Below are 15,038 nucleotides of genomic sequence, written 5' to 3'. Positions count from 1 at the left end.
GGAACAGAAAGCCAGATAGGTGTTGCGTAGGAATACGCATTTTCTCGATGAAGGTTACGCAAACCGGCTGGCAGTCGCCTCTCCCGCAAACGCACAGCGTAAAATTAACCTCTATGCCGATTGACCTGAACGCCCCTCTCGCTGCCTCCGACCCACTCATCTACCAGCAGATCCAGAACGAGATCCATCGCCAGCACGAGGGCCTGGAGATGATCGCCAGCGAGAACTTCGTCTCGCGCGCCGTGCTGGAGGCCGCCGGCACCGTCTTCACCAACAAGTACGCTGAAGGCTATCCCGGCAAGCGTTACTATGGCGGCTGCGAGTACGCCGACATCGTCGAAAACGCCGCCCGTGATCGCGCCAAGGAGTTGTTCGGCGCCGATCACGCCAACGTGCAGCCGCATGCCGGCTCGCAGGCCAATGCCGCCGCCTACATGACGCTCGTCAACCCCGGCGACACCGTCCTCGGCCTCGACCTCGCCAACGGCGGCCACCTCACCCACGGCCATAAGCTCAACTTCTCTGGCAAGCTCTACAAGATCGTCGGCTACAAGGTCCGCCAGGACACCGAGGTCATCGACTACGACGCGCTCGAAGCGCAGGCCATCGCCGAGCAGCCCAAGATGATCATCGGCGGCGGCTCCGCCTACCCACGCCAGTTCGACTTCGCCCGCATGCGCCAGATCGCCGACAAGGTCGGTGCGAAACTTTTCATCGACATGGCACACTTCGCCGGTCTCGTCGCCGGTGGCGCACACCCCTCGCCTGTGCCGTTCGCGGACGTCGTCACCACCACCACGCACAAAACCCTGCGTGGCCCACGCGCCGGTCTCATCCTCTGCAAGCAGGAGTACGCCGCCGGCATCGACCGCAGCGTCTTCCCCGGCCAGCAGGGCGGCCCGCTCATGCACATCATCGCGGCCAAGGCGGTCGCGTTCAATGAGGCCCTTCAGCCCGAGTTCAAGACCTACGCCGCACAGACCGTCGCCAACGCCAAGGTGCTCGGCGAAGCCATGCAGGCCGAAGGCTACCGCATCATCTCCGGCGGCACGGACACCCACCTTATCCTCGTGGATGTCTTCGCCAAAGGCATCTACGGTTCAGAGGCCGAAGCCGCGCTCGGTGCCGCCGGCATCACGGTCAACAAGAACGCTATCCCGTATGACACCAACCCCCCGATGAAGCCCTCGGGCATCCGCATCGGCACCCCGGCGCTCACCACGCGCGGCATGAAGGAAGCGGAGATGCGCACCATTGCCAAGTGGATCGCCGAAGCCCTGGAGCACCGCAACAACGCCGACAAGCTAGCGCAGATCCGCAGCCAAGTGGGCGAACTCGCCGAGCAGTTCCCGCTCTACGGCTTCCTGCGCGGGTAGCGGAGGAAGCCGTGAAGCAAGCCACCCACGCCCTCACCCTCTCCACCCGCGGCCAGGGCCTATATGAGTTCACCTTGACTCTCTGCGAATGGCTCCAGCACCAGCAGATGCAGACAGGCCTGCTTACCGTTTTCTGTCGCCATACATCCGCATCGCTGCTGATCCAGGAAAACGCCGACCCCACCGTGCGTCGCGACATCAAGGCGTACTTCAGCCGCATCGCACCAGAAAACGGGCCCTACGAACACAACTACGAAGGCGCGGACGACATGCCCGCGCATCTGAAGACCGCTCTCACACAGGTACAGTTATCCATCCCTGTTGTGAATGGCAGCCTCGTTTTCGGCACCTGGCAGGGTGTCTATCTCTTCGAACATCGCACCCACCCTCACCGGCGCGAGATCGTTCTGCATCTGATTGGCGAATAGCCGCGCCACAAAACTCTGGCGCATCTTGCAGGCACAATGGCGCGCTCTGCATGGCGACAGCCGCCGCCAGGGACTAACGTAGTCTCATGTTCAACGCGAGAGCCTACTCCGCAACCAGCTCCACCTCGCCGCTAGCCTCCACCACGATCGCGCGGCGCGATCCCACCGAGAATGACGTTCAGATTGAGATCCTCTTCTGCGGCATCTGCCACTCGGACCTCCATACAGTGCGCAACGAGTGGGCCGCAGTCATGCCCACCGTCTATCCCTGCGTGCCGGGGCATGAGATCGTGGGCCGCGTCACCAAGGTCGGCTCCGCCGTCACCGGTTTCAAGCCCGGCGACCTCGCCGGTGTCGGCTGCCTGGTCGACTCCGACGGCACCTGCCCCGCCTGCAAGGAAGGCCTCGAGCAGTTCTGCCCCGGCATGACGCTCACCTACAACTCGCCCGACAAGCACACCGGCGGCGTCACCTACGGCGGCTACTCGGACAGCATCGTGGTCGACCAGCGCTTCGCCCTGCACATCCCTGCGAACCTTGACCTCGCCGCCGCCGCACCGCTGCTCTGCGCGGGCATCACCACCTACTCACCCATGCACCACTGGGGAGTCGGCGCGGGCAAGAAGGTCGGCATCGTCGGTCTCGGCGGCCTCGGCCACATGGGCGTCAAGTTCGCGCATGCCATGGGAGCGCACACCGTCGTCTTCACCACCTCGCCCAGCAAGGTTGAAGACGCCATCCGCCTCGGCGCGGACGAGGTCGTTATCTCCAGGGACGCTGCGCAGATGCAGAAGCACGCCAACAGCTTCGACTTCATCCTCGACTGCGTCTCCGCCGACCACGACATCAACGCCTACATCCAGCTGCTTGGCCGCGATGGCAACATGACCCTCGTTGGTGCGCCCGAAAAGCCGCTCAGCCTCAGCTCCTTCGGCCTCATCTTCGGCAGAAAGAGTGTCTCCGGCTCGCCCATCGGTGGCCTCAAGGAAACTCAGGAGATGCTCGATTTCTGCGGCGAGCATAACATCACATCCGATGTCGAGGTCATCGCCATCCAACAGGTGAACGAGGCCTACGAGCGCCTGCTCAAAGCAGACGTGAAGTATCGCTTCTCCATCGACATGGCGTCTTTGAAGTCCTAAAGATAAAACTCTGCTGAAAGATTCTTATGCTCAAACACTTTCGAGTTGCCGGCACCCTAAGCACGCGGTTGGAGGAGTCGGGAGTCTCTGTCTCCGCGGTTCTCCGCCGCGCAGGGCTCCCGCAGGACCTCTTCCAGCAGACCCGCATACTCGTCAACACCGAAGAGCTCTTCGCCCTGTGGCGGGCCATCGCTGAGGTCAGCAGCGACCCCGCCATCGGCCTCAAGCTCGGCACTGAAAATCGCATTGAACGTTTCCACCCCAGCGGCATCGCGGCGCTCTCCACCGAAAACTTCGGTGCGGCCATCGATCACCTCGCGCGCTACAAGCGTCTCTCCGTGCCGGAGGAGCTCGTGCACGACCGCCAGGGCGACGAGTGGAGCATCCAGTTTCGCTGGACGCTCGCCGTCGAAGCCGAACCGCCCGTGCTCGTCGACCACTGCTTTGCGTGGATGCTCACCATCGTGCGCCACGGCACCGGCATGCGCATCACTCCCCTGCGGTTGGAGCTTGTGCAGCCGCGCACGCACACCAAGGCACTCGAACGGCACTTCGGCTGCCCCATCGTCTGCGGCAGCGCGCAAAACGCCATCGTCTTTCGCACGGCTGACGCAGCCATTCCCTTCGTCACCCGCAACGCCGAATTGCTGGAGATGCTCGCCCCGCAGTTCGAGCTCGACCTCAAACAGCACACGAACGGCGATGACAGCTTTCTAGAACTCGTCCGCGGTGCGATTCAGCAGCGGCTCACCGGCCATCGTCCCACAACGGAGGACGTGGCCCGCGAACTGCACATGAGCTCCCGCACGCTGCAGCGCCGCCTGCAGGAGTCCGGCTCCAGCTTCCAGCGCGTACTCGATGAAGCGCGCCGCCAAATGGCACGCTACTACCTCAAGAACTCCGTCCTTGAGCTCAACGAAGCCGCCTACCTGCTCGGCTACGAGGACGCCAGCTCCTTCGCCCGCGCCTTCCGCGCCTGGGAAGGTGTGCCTCCCGGCCACTGGCGCGAAGCCAACCGCGAAACCACCATCAACTAGTTCACGCTCACCGCGCCAACTCAAAGCCCGTTGGAGCCAACCGCTCCGCACGCCATCGCGGTCGCCCGCAAAGCCTTCGCGGAACATCAGCAGTAACAACCTAAGGAGCACACCATGCAAACGCGCAAACTCGGCAACAGCAATCTTGAAGTCTCCGCCCTTGGCCTCGGCTGCATGGGCATGAGCTTTGGCTACGGCACCGTCTCCGATGAGACTGAGATGATCGCCCTCATGCACAAGGCCGTCGACATGGGCGTCACCTTCTTCGACACCGCAGAGGTCTATGGCCCCTTCACCAACGAAGTCCTCGTCGGCAAGGCGCTCTCGCCCATCCGCGACAAGGTCGTCATCGCGACCAAGTTCGGCTGGGAGGCCAATCCCGCCGACGGCGGCAAGTGGAACGCCCTCAACAGCCACCCGGACCACATCAGGAAGGTCTGCGACGAGTCGCTCAAGCGCCTCAATATCGACGTCATCGACCTCTACTACCAGCACCGCGTCGATCTCAACGTGCCGATCGAAGACGTTGCCGGCGCGGTCAAGGACCTCATCGCCGCGGGTAAGGTCAAGCACTTCGGCCTGTCGGAGGCTGGCGCGCAGACCATCCGCCGCGCCCACGCCGTGCAGCCCGTCGCCGCGCTGCAGAGCGAGTACTCGCTCTTCTTCCGCGAGCCCGAGCAGGAGATTATCCCTACGCTCGAAGAGCTCGGCATCGGCTTCGTCCCCTTCAGCCCACTTGGCAAGGGCTTCCTTACCGGCAAGATGGACGCCAACACAAAGTTCGACAGCACTGACTTCCGCAGCACCTCGCCCCGCCTGGCTCCAGATGCTCTTAAGTCCAACCACGCGCTGGTCGATGTCATCACCGACTTCGGCAAAAAGAAGAACGCCACCCCTGCACAGATCGCTCTGGCGTGGCTGCTGGCAAAGCAGCCGTGGATTGTTCCCATCCCCGGCACTACCAAGCTCAACCGTCTCGAAGAGAACCTCGGGGCCCTCAACGTCGAACTTTCCCCAGCTGATGTCGAGGCTCTCGAAGCTGCCTCTTCCAGCGTCAAGCTGGAAGGTGCTCGCTACTCGCCGTTCCATCAGCAGCTTGTGGGCCGCTGATAATCGGTTGCCGGGTCCCCATTCATCGCGCTGTTTGCGATGAGTGGGGGCGTGGTGCTTTCTGCCAGCCTTCATTCCCCGCTGCTAGCATGTCCGTGTCGTTGCCGTGGCATCTCACCACACCCACAACGCACTGGAGGACGCGGACTACATGAGCAGCGGCAACTGGACCAGGCGAGACTTCCTCAATACATCAGCAGGTTCAGCAGCAGCCTTCGCCCTCGGCAACAGCACGCTCCTCGCGCAACCACCATCGCCACTGCGCGGCCGCTTCCTCACGCATATCTCCGTCGTCCGCGTGAACCAGATCGAGGTCACGCCCACGCGCAACATCGGCCTCGACGAGTCGCCCCTCAACAGCCCCGCGCACATCCAGGCCCGCCGCGATGCCTTCGCCCGCGGCTGTCCCAAAGGCCGCATGACCTGGGCCATCAGCTGGCTCGCGCTCCTCGACCAGCGCAAGGAGTATCAACAAGCCCGCCGCCTCCTCGCCAGCTTCCACGCGCAATACGGCGACGAGATCACCTTCATCCCCGGCGGCTACTTCGCGCCCATGTACAACACCCGCGAGCAGACGCGCCGCACCATCCACGACGCACTCGGCATGGTCTCGAAGATGGTCGGCGGCGGCTACCGTCCACAATCGCTCATCGCCGGCTTCATGGACGCCGAAAACCAGCGCCACCTCGCCAACGACGAAGGCATCCACGTCTGCCAGGGCCAAATCTGGAGCCAGCACGGCATCGACAACGGCGATGGTGACGGCGGCATCTGCTACCCCTACTATCCCAGCCGCGAACACTATCTCAAGCCGGCGCAAGGGCCCGCCGACTTCATCGACTGCGTCTGCCTCGACGGCTGGACCTGCGACTTTCTCTCCGCGCGCCGCCAGGGTTTCGAAGGCGGCTTCAACAGCCGCATGGGTGTCGGCCCTATCGAAACCGTGCAGGACCTCGGCCTCGCCGTCGGCCGCAGGGAGATGATGGACACCACCGCCATCCACATGGACGCGGGTTACAAGCTCAACGGCTTCGGCTGGGTCACCGCCATCTGGGAGACCTCACTCGGCCACGATGCCGACCTCACCTACTGGCTACAGACCACGCTCGACCGCTGGCCCGACACGCAGGTCATCCCCGAAGGCGAGTTCGGCCTCGAGTGGCGCAAGCACACGCCCTCGAACGCAGGCCTCAACTACCGGTTCGACGAGAAGGGGACCGGCGCGCCCGGCTCGGAGAAGAACCTCGAGATCGAATGGTTCATGAACCGCGAGTTCCGCCTCGCCCTGCTGCACGACTGGGAGAAGAACACTCCGCGCATGGCCATCGACTTCACCCGCTACGACCTCAAAGCGCAGGAGCCGCAGGGCCTGCAACGCGAGTGGAGCCTGATGAATGTCCTCAACCAGAAAGGCACCCGCCCGCAGGACAAACCCACCCGCCTCCACGACCTCCCCGCCGAAGATCAGCGCATCATCTTCACCCGCTACCCGCAATTGAAGGCTTAGGTCTAACGCAGTTGCTCTTGCTGTTGCTTGTTCTTCGCCGATCCATCCACAAAGCCAGTCATCTCGACCGAAGGCGCGCTCTTGCGCCGCAACGGAGAGACCCCTTGTATTTTGTTGCTCCCAGCATGCTGGATTACGTCGTACATTAACATCCATGACCTCGCGCCAACTTGCTCCGGCTCTTCTGCTCTTTGCCCTCCCTCTCTTCGCCCAGCAGGACGCAAAACCTGCTGCCGACAAAGCGCCTGCCAAGGTAGAAGCTGCGAAACCTGAAACCAAGCCAGAGGGCCTGCCCGAGGACAAGTCCGTCCCGCAGACCATCACCGTGAACGGCAAGACCATCCACTACACCGCCACCGTCGGCACCATCCATCTCAAGGACGACGAAGGCAAGCCCACCGGCGACGTCATGTACACCGCCTACGTCGTCGACCGCGCCAAGGGAGAGCCTTCGCGCCCCGTCATCTTCGCCGTCAACGGTGGCCCCGGCGCCTCCTCGGTTTATCTGAACCTGGGCGCCATCGGCCCCAAGCACCTCTCCTTCGGCAATGAGGGCGACTCGGCCTCCTCGCCCGCCATCCTCAAAGACAACCCGGGGACTTGGCTCGACGTCGCCGACGAAGTCTTCATCGACCCCATCGGCACTGGCTTCTCCAAGTCGCTCGTCGATGAAGCCAAGACCAAGAAGCTCTTCTACTCGCCCACGCCGGACATCGAGTATCTCTCGCTCGTCATCTACAAGTGGCTGGTCAAGAACGACCGCCTGCTCGACAAGAAGTACCTCATCGGCGAAAGCTACGGCGGCTACCGTGGCCCGCGCATCACGCACTATCTGCAGTCGCAGCTGGGCGTCGCCATCAACGGCCTTGTCCTCGTCAGCCCCTACCTCAATCCGCAGTTCGGCGACGAGAACCTCTCGCCCATTCCCTGGATGGTCACGCTACCTCCCATAGCCGCCGCGCACCTTGAGGCCGAGCACAAGCTCACAGACGACGCCATGAAGCAGGTCATCGCCTACACCGAAGGCGACTACGCCTCCGCGCTCATCGCCGGCCCCGAGAACAAGGCCGCCACCGACGCCATGATCGCCAAGGTCACTGAGATGACCGGGCTCGACCCGCAGTTCGTCCGCTACTCCGGCGGCCGCCTCGAAACCGGTGCGTATCTCCGCGAAGTCCACCGTGAGCAGGGCGAGATCGGCTCCGTCTACGACTCCAACGTCATGCTGCCGGACCCCTATCCGTACTCGCCCTACCGGCAGTCCAACGACCCCATCCTCGAGAGCATCATCGCCCCCACCACCTCCGCGATGGTCGACTTCATCACCCACACCGTCGGGTGGAAGACCGACGCCCGCTACTATGCTCTCTCCTATGCGGTGAACAGCGCCTGGGATCACAGCTCGCCTGACCTGCGTAGGGGTGCGGTCGAAGACCTCCGCGAGTCCATCGCAGCCGACCCCAAACTGCAGGTACTGATCGTCCACGGCTGGAACGACCTCTCCTGCCCGTTCATGGGCTCGGTGCTCACCCAGAACCAGCTGCCCGCTAAGCTCGCCGGCCAGGTACAGGTGCATGAGTTCCCCGGCGGTCACATGTTCTACACCCGCGAAGCCAACGGTGCCGGCCTGCACCAGCTCTGGGAGGCAATGGTCGCAACCCACTAGCGCCCGGTGTTGCACATAAGGTTGCCCTTCGAGGCGCCAAACTAAAGCCGCGCTATCTGCTGGTGGAGATCAAGGCGACCACGGGCGAGGGCCGGCGAAGCTGCCACTGGCGCGGATGCCTCCACCCCTGCTACAACGGGAGGTGCAGTGCGTCCGCCGGTTGCACTCCCCAGTTCGCTCCGTAACAGGCCACTAAGCCTGTCGGAACGCCGTCGCCGTCACCCCCGGTCAAGCTCGACGGAAAGCAACCGGGCCAGGACGAGTACTACAACCCGCAGTAGCTCAAGGCACGGAACCGATGCAGTGGTACTTTCTTCTGGGCCTGGCGACAGGCGCGCGCACGATGACGGCGATCGCCGTGCTCTGCTGGTTTGCCTGGCTCGGCCTTCTGCCGCAGACCGGCTGGTCGTTCTGGTTCGCGAGCCCTGTCTGCGTTCTCATCTTCACCCTTGCTGCCTTGGGCGAGTACTACGCAGACACGCTTCCTATCACGCCAAACCGTATGGACCCGCCCCTGTTGCTGGCACGATGCGTCTTCGGCGCTCTGGTCGGCGCTCTGGCCGCGCACTCCATCCATGAGCCCCTCGTGGGCGGCATTCTTTTCGTCTTGGCCGGTGTCTTCGCGGGTGCATTTGGCGGCATCCGTCTCCGTGCATGGGCAGCTCGCCGCTTCGGTCGAGATCTGCCCGCTGCCCTCACCGAGTCAGCGCTGGCGTTGGCCATCGCGGTGTGCGGCTCCTACCTGCTGCACGGCTTCTTGAACGTCTTTAGCTAGACTGCCAACCCTCTTTGAGCACTGCAATCGTCACTTCGTTGCGAACGCCACGCGCGGAATGCCGGCATAGTCGTCGAAGAATCGAACGTCCTTCCACCCACTCAGCAGCGCTGCCAGCGCCTCGCGCTGTCCGTACCCAATCTCCATTGCGAGCAAGCCATCTTCCCGCAGCAGGGCGTGCGCCTCTACAATCAGGCGCCGGTACACATCGAGTCCGTCGTCACCGGCAAACAGCGCCAGGTGCGGCTCATGGTCGCGGACCTCAGGCTGCATCATCGCTGCGTCTCCGCTCGGGATGTACGGCGGGTTCGACACCACGGCATCGAAGAGATTGTCTTGTCCTGCCCCTGACCGATACGCCGACAGCAGATCGCTCTGCCGAAATTGAACACGGCCTCCGAGGCCCAGCCGTTCCGCGTTCTCCCTCGCAACCGCCAGCCCAGCGGCAGAGATATCGCAAGCGAAGACGCTCGCGTCCGGCAAGTGCTTCGCCAGCGCCAACGCGATGGCGCCCGTACCAGTTCCTACATCCACAATCCGCGACATCGACGCCTGCGTCCGGCTCCAATCGAGCACGGCTTCCACAAGGTGCTCCGTCTCCGGCCGCGGAATCAGCGTATCGCGCGTCACCCGCAGAGGCAGGCCATAAAACTCCTGCTCGCCCAGCAGATACTGCAGCGGCTCGTGGGTCTCGCGCCGTGTTGTCAGCTCCTTCAACCGGGCCTGCTGTGTTGCCGTGATCGTCTCCGCACCGTGCATCATCAGCCACGTGCGATCGCGCCCCAGCACATGGCCCAGCAGCAGCTCCGCATCGCGCCGCGCAATCCGTGTAGCCGCTTCGGCAAGGGCATGGTCGACGGTATCGGGCATGGGTTCTCGCATGGGCATCGGCTTCAAGGATACCCGTGCGCCGCACGCTGTCAGTCTCGAAAGATTCACAGAGCAAAGCGTTCCACAGGCGGTTCCTCAGTTCTCACACGGCTGCAATCATTCTGGCAGGCCGCTGGAGCTAGACTGCAGGCGTGGAGGTGATCGCTATGTCCTGCCTTAGGCTGCCGTCGCTACACTCGCCGCTTCGCAAAGGCCACTGGATGCTCCTGCTTCTGCTCGCAGCGGCAGCGCCGGCGGAGACGCCCGCCACTCCCCAGGCCCTGCAAACGCCGCAACAGGTCGTGCTGGCGATGATCGACAACGAAAACGCCGCCGCCGCGCACCCTGACCGGTACGAGTACGTCTCCAATGAGCGCTCCGGCCGCACCGGGGGCCATCTCTGGACCGAGCGCGTCGTAGAAACGCCGCCCGGCCGCATGCGGTTGCTGCTCGCCATCGACGGCAAGCCGCTCTCACCCGAGCGCATGCAGCAGGAGCGCGCGCGGCTTGAGAACCTCCGCACGCATCCCGCAGTCTTCATCAAGCATGAGCAGAACACCCGCGCCGAGGAGAAGCGCGCCCGCGACATGCTCGAGGTCCTGCCCCGCGACTTCCTCTTCGACCATGTCGTCCTTCAGGACGGCCTCTGGCATATGGACTTCCACCCTAACCCGAACTACACGCCCTCCGGCGTTCAGGAACGCATCCTGCACAACATGGCAGGCAAGCTGGTCATCGACGCAAGCCAGCTCCGTCTCGTCCGCATGGAGTTCCATCTGGTTCAGGACGTCCCTATCGGCTTCGGCCTGCTCGCCGACGTTCAGCCCGGCACCAACTTCATCAGCGACCGCGAGCAGATCGACGGCCGCTGGCACACCATGCACGTCGCCACGGTGGTACATGCCAAAGCTGTCATCTTCAAGACTGTCGATCTGAACATCGACCTGCATCGCTCGCAGTTTCAGCCGCTCGACCACGATGTGAGCGTTCCCGAGGCAGCCGAGATGCTTCTGCACTCTCCCACATCGGCCATGTTGACGGCATCGAACTAGCCGTACCGGCTGCAATCGCCGGCCAGGGCTCGTAGACTCAGAACAGCGCTTTGCGTCTAACATCGCAGCGCCGTTCACAGGAGTCCGCCATTCTTCGTTCGTCCTCGCTCCCCGTTGCCGCGACCTTCGCCTCGCTTCTCGTTCCATCGCTTCTCGTACTCTGCTGCGCCCCCCGCTCCTTCGCGGCGGATGGCCCCCGAACTCCCATCGAAGTGCTGAAGCCCCTCATCGCCAATGAGCAGCAAGCCACGGAGCACCGCGACTGCTACGAGTACCTCTCGCACGAGCGCTCCGAGCGCACCGGCGGCCACATGTGGACCGAGCGCGTGGTCGAGACCGCCGAGGCGCGCGTCCGTCTGCTCCTCGCCGTCGATGATGTACCGCTCTCCGCCGAAGCGGTGCAGAAGGAGCATGACCGGCTCGCCGCCATCGCCGCGCACCCGGAGGAGTTCCTGAAGAAGGAGGTCGCCGAGCGCAACGACGAGCAGCACGCGAAGCACATGCTTGAGCTTCTGCCCACCGACTTCCTCTTCGACAACGTGCACCTGCAGGACGGCGTCTGGCACATGGACTTTCACCCCAACCCGGCAGTCTCACCCAGCGGCATCGAAGACCAGGTGCTGCACGGCATGAGCGGTAGCGTCGAGGTCGACGCCAATCAGTTCCGCCTCATCCACATCGATGGCCACCTCACCCAGCCGGTCAACATCGGCTTCGGCCTGCTGGCCTCCGTCCGTTCGGGCAGCCACTTCTCCAGCGACCGGCAGCAGATCGACGGCCACTGGCGCACCATCCATGTCATCTCGGACATCGGTGGCAAGGCGGCCCTGTTCAAGAGCATCGCCAAAAACAGCGACATCACCCGGGCGGAGTTCCACTACTTCGACCACAACCTCTCTGTACCCGAGGCCGTGGCTGTCCTCCTGCAGCAACCCTCGCAGAGCTGATAAGCCACTCGCAATACGACACTAACCCCGTTTCCCCTCCAAATAAAAGTCAGCTCCGCTTGTTCGGTATCCACCCCTAACTTCAATTGGCTCCGGATCATAGCCCCTAAAAGGGGGGAGGGGTAGGGCCGGAAAATACATCCGTCTGAAGATTCTGCATCCCAACAGCCAAACCGCTGCGTATAGGTGAGTGAGCAGGTATTGAGGGCCCTCACTGATCCCGTCGATGAGCATCGCAACGAACGACTTCCGCAGACTGGTGGAGACCCATCAACGCATGGTGTTCTCGCTCGCGCTCCGTGTTACGGGCGAGCGCGGCACCGCCGAAGAGGTGGCACAGGACGCCTTTCTCGAACTGCACCGTGAGCTGATCCAGCGCCAGCCGCGGCTCGAGAGCGAAGACCATGTGCGCTTCTGGCTCCGTCGCGTCACGGTCCACCGTGCCACCGACGCCCTCCGCCGCCGCTCCCGAAGGCCGGAAGCCCAGGCCGAGGAGTGGGTCGAGGAGCAGCACATCGAAGAGAACGGCGAAGCGCTTAGTGCGGCTGTCGTTGCCCTGCTTGAAGAGCTTCTGCGCACACTGCCTGAGCAGATGCGCATCGCGATCGTCTTGCGGTATCAGGAAGAGATGGCACCGGATGAGATCGCGAACTTATTGAACCAGCCGTTGGCGACGGTAAAGAGCAACCTGCAGCGCGGTCTGCAGCTGTTGCGGAGAAAGGCTGCCGTCACCATGAAGGAGTATGTCCGATGAATGAATTCGAAACCAAGCAGTTTGAAGCAAGGCTGACGCGGGCGCTGCAACGCGTCGACAGCCCGGAGGGCTTCGCCGACAGTGTGATGCAAAAGATAGCGGTTGAGCCTCGCCGCAAGGTCTTCGTGATGTCGCCACGCACCAGCACCTGGGTCACAGGCGCAATCGCAGCGGTGCTGGCGCTGGGCATCTTCACCGGCGAGCGTGTGCATGAGTATCACGAGCGGCAGTTGGCCAACCAGCAGTTCGAGACGGCCACACGCATCACGGACCAGGCATTGGCCCACGCTCGCGAGCAGTTGCAGCGTGCCGGTGTGCCGTTGGATTAGTAAGAGATCAGAAAGATCAGGACTGGAGGACAGGAGGATGAAGATGACGAGATGGATGGCAAGGGTGGTGTTAGCCGGATTGGCAGGCTTCGCGGTAATGGCCGCGGCCGCGCAGACGAGCGCACCGGTAAAGGACGATCTCTTCGCTGGCACAGAGGTCTTTGCCAAAGGCGCGAGCGACGTGAACGAGGTGACGATGGACCCCGACACGCTCGACATGGTCGGTGGCCCGAACGGCAGAGCTGCTCACAACATGGTGTTGAACGTGGTGCGCTCCTACAGCTATGACAAGCCTGGCATGTACAACATGCAAGACGTCGAAGCCTTCCGCAACAAGCTCAACACCGGCGACTGGCACTGCTCCGTGCACACCCGCGACTTCAAAACCGGCGAGTCCACCGACATCTGCAACAAGCGCCGTGCCGACGGCTACGTCGAGACAGCGATCATCACGGTCGAGCCGAAGGAACTCACCTTTATTCACACCATCCGCAAGCAACGCCACGATGGCGACCATAGCGAACTGGATGGCTTATGGATCGGGCCTTCGATGGCCGGATTGCCTACGCTTGCCATGATTGCTCCCCAAGAGCAGATCCACCTTGACCTGATGCTGAACGGTCTCGATCATCTCAACCTTGGCGACATGCAGATCAAGGTGCAGGATGCGATGAAGAACCTCAAGTTCCCCGACAGTAAAGACCTGCAGAAGCAGATGGACAAGGTGCAGAAGGACATGAAGGAGTTCCAGAAGAACTGGCCTACTGAAGACGGCTCGAGCAAACCAAAGGACAAGCAGCCTGAGTAGTCTGCCACTTACAATGAAGCGAGATGTCGCTTCGCTTCCAAGTTGAAAACACCACGGGGTATGGCGGACGCCGCGCGCAGTTAGAGCTGCCGCATGGCGTCGTACAGACGCCGGTCTTCATGCCCGTCGGCACAGCCGCAACAGTCAAGGCCGTGCCGCAGAACCTCGTCGAAGAGCTCAACGCCGAGATTATCCTCGCCAACACCTATCATCTCTACCTGCGCCCAGGGCACGAGCTTATCGCTCGCGCTGGCGGTGTGCACCGCTTCATGAGCTGGCTGCGGCCCATGCTCACGGACTCAGGCGGCTTCCAGGTCTTTTCGCTCGCCAAGCTGCGCAAGATATCCGCCGATGGTGTTGAGTTTCGCTCACACCTCGACGGCTCCAAGCACTTCTTCTCGCCCGAGCACTCCATGGCCGTGCAGGTAGCGCTCGGCGCCGACATCATGATGGCCTTCGACGAGTGCGTGGAGACGCCCGCCAGTTGGGAGCGTACGCGCGACTCCATGTCTCTCACGCACGATTGGGCACGCCGGTCGAAAGAATACTGGCTCGCACACCGAGACGAGGTTCCCTGGACGCAACCGCTCCATCGCGATGCGGCCACCGGATATGACGTAGCGAAGTTCGCTGGCAAGCATCAGGCGCTCTTCGGCATTGTGCAGGGCGGCATGTACCGCGACCTGCGTCGCGAGTCTGCTGAGCGCCTCGTCGAGATGGACTTCCCCGGCTATGCTATCGGCGGCCTCGCCGTCGGTGAGCCGCGTGAGGTCACCCGCGAGATGATCGCGCTCTCGCTTGAAGTGCTCCCAAAGGACAAGCCGCGTTACGTCATGGGCGTCGGCTATCCCGACGAGATTGAGGAGTATGCGAAGATGGGCGTCGACATGATGGATTGCGTCCTGCCCACGCGCGCAGGCCGACACGGCCTGCTCTTCGTTCGCGCAGATCCCGCCGACCGTACCAGTGCTGTCCTGCGCATGAACATCAAGCGGCAGGAGAACGCCGAGGACCAGCGGCCTATCGACGAAGGCTGTACCTGCATGGTGTGTCGCCGCTACACGCGTGCCTACCTGCGCCATCTCTTCGTCTGTGCCGAGCCGCTGGGCGCAACACTCAACTCCATCCACAATCTCGCGTTCTATCTGGAGACCATGCGTCGTATCCGCGCGGAGTTGACTACTGCAGTGCGCTGATCTTCTTCTCCACTGTCGCAGTCCACTGCGCCTTTGCGTCA

Annotated in this window: 15 protein-coding genes; 14 read left to right on the top strand and 1 reads right to left on the bottom strand. The window is 62.9% G+C overall.

Annotated features, from left to right (window positions below; all coding sequences use genetic code 11):
* The first annotated feature begins 113 nt into the window (after nucleotides 1-113).
* The 8 genes from glyA to GOB94_RS08565 all read left to right on the top strand — a co-directional run bounded on the left by glyA (nucleotide 114) and on the right by GOB94_RS08565 (nucleotide 9,041).
* Complete coding sequence (glyA, locus tag GOB94_RS08600; protein ID WP_182275551.1) at nucleotides 114-1,376, top strand: serine hydroxymethyltransferase; 1,263 nt, start codon at nucleotides 114-116, stop codon at nucleotides 1,374-1,376.
* An 11-nt stretch (nucleotides 1,377-1,387) separates the two neighbouring features.
* A complete protein-coding gene (locus GOB94_RS08595; RefSeq protein ID WP_182275550.1) occupies nucleotides 1,388-1,804 on the top strand; it encodes a secondary thiamine-phosphate synthase enzyme YjbQ in 417 nt (138 codons plus the stop codon).
* Nucleotides 1,805-1,890: 86 nt separating this feature from the next.
* Nucleotides 1,891-2,946 carry an NAD(P)-dependent alcohol dehydrogenase gene (locus tag GOB94_RS08590; protein ID WP_182275549.1) on the top strand — a complete coding sequence of 352 codons (1,056 nt, stop codon included), beginning with the start codon at nucleotides 1,891-1,893 and terminating at the stop codon, nucleotides 2,944-2,946.
* A gap of 26 nt (nucleotides 2,947-2,972) precedes the next feature.
* Nucleotides 2,973-3,983, top strand: a complete 1,011-nt coding sequence (locus GOB94_RS08585) for an AraC family transcriptional regulator (RefSeq protein ID WP_182275548.1) — start codon at nucleotides 2,973-2,975, stop codon at nucleotides 3,981-3,983.
* A gap of 114 nt (nucleotides 3,984-4,097) precedes the next feature.
* The gene (locus GOB94_RS08580; protein ID WP_182275547.1) at nucleotides 4,098-5,093 is read left to right on the top strand and encodes an aldo/keto reductase; all 996 of its coding nucleotides are present in this window, start codon (nucleotides 4,098-4,100) and stop codon (nucleotides 5,091-5,093) included.
* Between the two features lie 151 nt (nucleotides 5,094-5,244).
* Nucleotides 5,245-6,600: a DUF3863 domain-containing protein gene (locus GOB94_RS08575; protein WP_182275546.1), complete on the top strand. Its 1,356-nt coding sequence runs from the start codon at nucleotides 5,245-5,247 to the stop codon at nucleotides 6,598-6,600.
* Nucleotides 6,601-6,754: 154 nt separating this feature from the next.
* Nucleotides 6,755-8,266, top strand: a complete 1,512-nt coding sequence (locus tag GOB94_RS08570) for a peptidase S10 (RefSeq protein WP_182275545.1) — start codon at nucleotides 6,755-6,757, stop codon at nucleotides 8,264-8,266.
* A gap of 298 nt (nucleotides 8,267-8,564) precedes the next feature.
* Complete coding sequence (locus tag GOB94_RS08565; RefSeq protein WP_220464894.1) at nucleotides 8,565-9,041, top strand: DUF4126 domain-containing protein; 477 nt, start codon at nucleotides 8,565-8,567, stop codon at nucleotides 9,039-9,041.
* 30 nt (nucleotides 9,042-9,071) lie between these two features.
* On the opposite strand, the gene prmC is transcribed toward GOB94_RS08565, so the two are convergent.
* Nucleotides 9,072-9,923 (bottom strand): peptide chain release factor N(5)-glutamine methyltransferase, encoded by an 852-nt coding sequence (gene prmC / locus GOB94_RS08560; protein WP_255483754.1) that lies wholly within the window; start codon nucleotides 9,921-9,923, stop codon nucleotides 9,072-9,074.
* Between the two features lie 155 nt (nucleotides 9,924-10,078).
* Here prmC and GOB94_RS08555 point away from each other — a divergent pair, with 155 nt between their 5' ends.
* From GOB94_RS08555 to GOB94_RS08530, 6 genes are all read left to right on the top strand, one after another.
* The gene (locus tag GOB94_RS08555; RefSeq protein WP_182275542.1) at nucleotides 10,079-10,963 is read left to right on the top strand and encodes a hypothetical protein; all 885 of its coding nucleotides are present in this window, start codon (nucleotides 10,079-10,081) and stop codon (nucleotides 10,961-10,963) included.
* Between the two features lie 50 nt (nucleotides 10,964-11,013).
* Nucleotides 11,014-11,910 (top strand): hypothetical protein, encoded by an 897-nt coding sequence (locus tag GOB94_RS08550; protein WP_182275541.1) that lies wholly within the window; start codon nucleotides 11,014-11,016, stop codon nucleotides 11,908-11,910.
* Nucleotides 11,911-12,136: 226 nt separating this feature from the next.
* The gene (locus tag GOB94_RS08545; protein WP_182275540.1) at nucleotides 12,137-12,664 is read left to right on the top strand and encodes an RNA polymerase sigma factor; all 528 of its coding nucleotides are present in this window, start codon (nucleotides 12,137-12,139) and stop codon (nucleotides 12,662-12,664) included.
* Nucleotides 12,661-12,993: a hypothetical protein gene (locus GOB94_RS08540; protein ID WP_182275539.1), complete on the top strand. Its 333-nt coding sequence runs from the start codon at nucleotides 12,661-12,663 to the stop codon at nucleotides 12,991-12,993. Before GOB94_RS08545 ends, GOB94_RS08540 begins: the two co-directional genes overlap by 4 nt.
* Nucleotides 12,994-13,030: 37 nt before the next feature.
* Nucleotides 13,031-13,801 (top strand): hypothetical protein, encoded by a 771-nt coding sequence (locus tag GOB94_RS08535; RefSeq protein WP_182275538.1) that lies wholly within the window; start codon nucleotides 13,031-13,033, stop codon nucleotides 13,799-13,801.
* 23 nt (nucleotides 13,802-13,824) lie between these two features.
* On the top strand, nucleotides 13,825-14,997 hold the full coding sequence (locus GOB94_RS08530; RefSeq protein ID WP_182275537.1) for a tRNA guanosine(34) transglycosylase Tgt: 1,173 nt from the start codon (nucleotides 13,825-13,827) through the stop codon (nucleotides 14,995-14,997).
* Nucleotides 14,998-15,038 lie beyond the last annotated feature (41 nt).

The organism is Granulicella sp. 5B5 (assembly GCF_014083945.1).
Classification (GTDB): Bacteria; Acidobacteriota; Terriglobia; order Terriglobales; family Acidobacteriaceae; genus Granulicella.
This window is presented reverse-complemented; position numbering and strand designations above follow the sequence as displayed.

Excerpts from the sequence above, each read along its gene's own strand:
- GOB94_RS08530 (WP_182275537.1), top strand. The coding sequence starts at position 13,825 with ATGTCGCTTCGCTTCCAAGTTGAAAACACCACGGGGTATGGCGGACGC.
- GOB94_RS08535 (WP_182275538.1), top strand. The coding sequence starts at position 13,031 with ATGAAGATGACGAGATGGATGGCAAGGGTGGTGTTAGCCGGATTGGCA.
- GOB94_RS08590 (WP_182275549.1), top strand. The coding sequence starts at position 1,891 with ATGTTCAACGCGAGAGCCTACTCCGCAACCAGCTCCACCTCGCCGCTA.
- prmC (WP_255483754.1), bottom strand. The coding sequence starts at position 9,923 with ATGCGAGAACCCATGCCCGATACCGTCGACCATGCCCTTGCCGAAGCG.
- GOB94_RS08540 (WP_182275539.1), top strand. The coding sequence starts at position 12,661 with ATGAATGAATTCGAAACCAAGCAGTTTGAAGCAAGGCTGACGCGGGCG.
- GOB94_RS08570 (WP_182275545.1), top strand. The coding sequence starts at position 6,755 with ATGACCTCGCGCCAACTTGCTCCGGCTCTTCTGCTCTTTGCCCTCCCT.
- GOB94_RS08575 (WP_182275546.1), top strand. The coding sequence starts at position 5,245 with ATGAGCAGCGGCAACTGGACCAGGCGAGACTTCCTCAATACATCAGCA.
- glyA (WP_182275551.1), top strand. The coding sequence starts at position 114 with ATGCCGATTGACCTGAACGCCCCTCTCGCTGCCTCCGACCCACTCATC.
- GOB94_RS08545 (WP_182275540.1), top strand. The coding sequence starts at position 12,137 with ATGAGCATCGCAACGAACGACTTCCGCAGACTGGTGGAGACCCATCAA.
- GOB94_RS08580 (WP_182275547.1), top strand. The coding sequence starts at position 4,098 with ATGCAAACGCGCAAACTCGGCAACAGCAATCTTGAAGTCTCCGCCCTT.
- GOB94_RS08585 (WP_182275548.1), top strand. The coding sequence starts at position 2,973 with ATGCTCAAACACTTTCGAGTTGCCGGCACCCTAAGCACGCGGTTGGAG.
- GOB94_RS08555 (WP_182275542.1), top strand. The coding sequence starts at position 10,079 with ATGTCCTGCCTTAGGCTGCCGTCGCTACACTCGCCGCTTCGCAAAGGC.
- GOB94_RS08565 (WP_220464894.1), top strand. The coding sequence starts at position 8,565 with ATGCAGTGGTACTTTCTTCTGGGCCTGGCGACAGGCGCGCGCACGATG.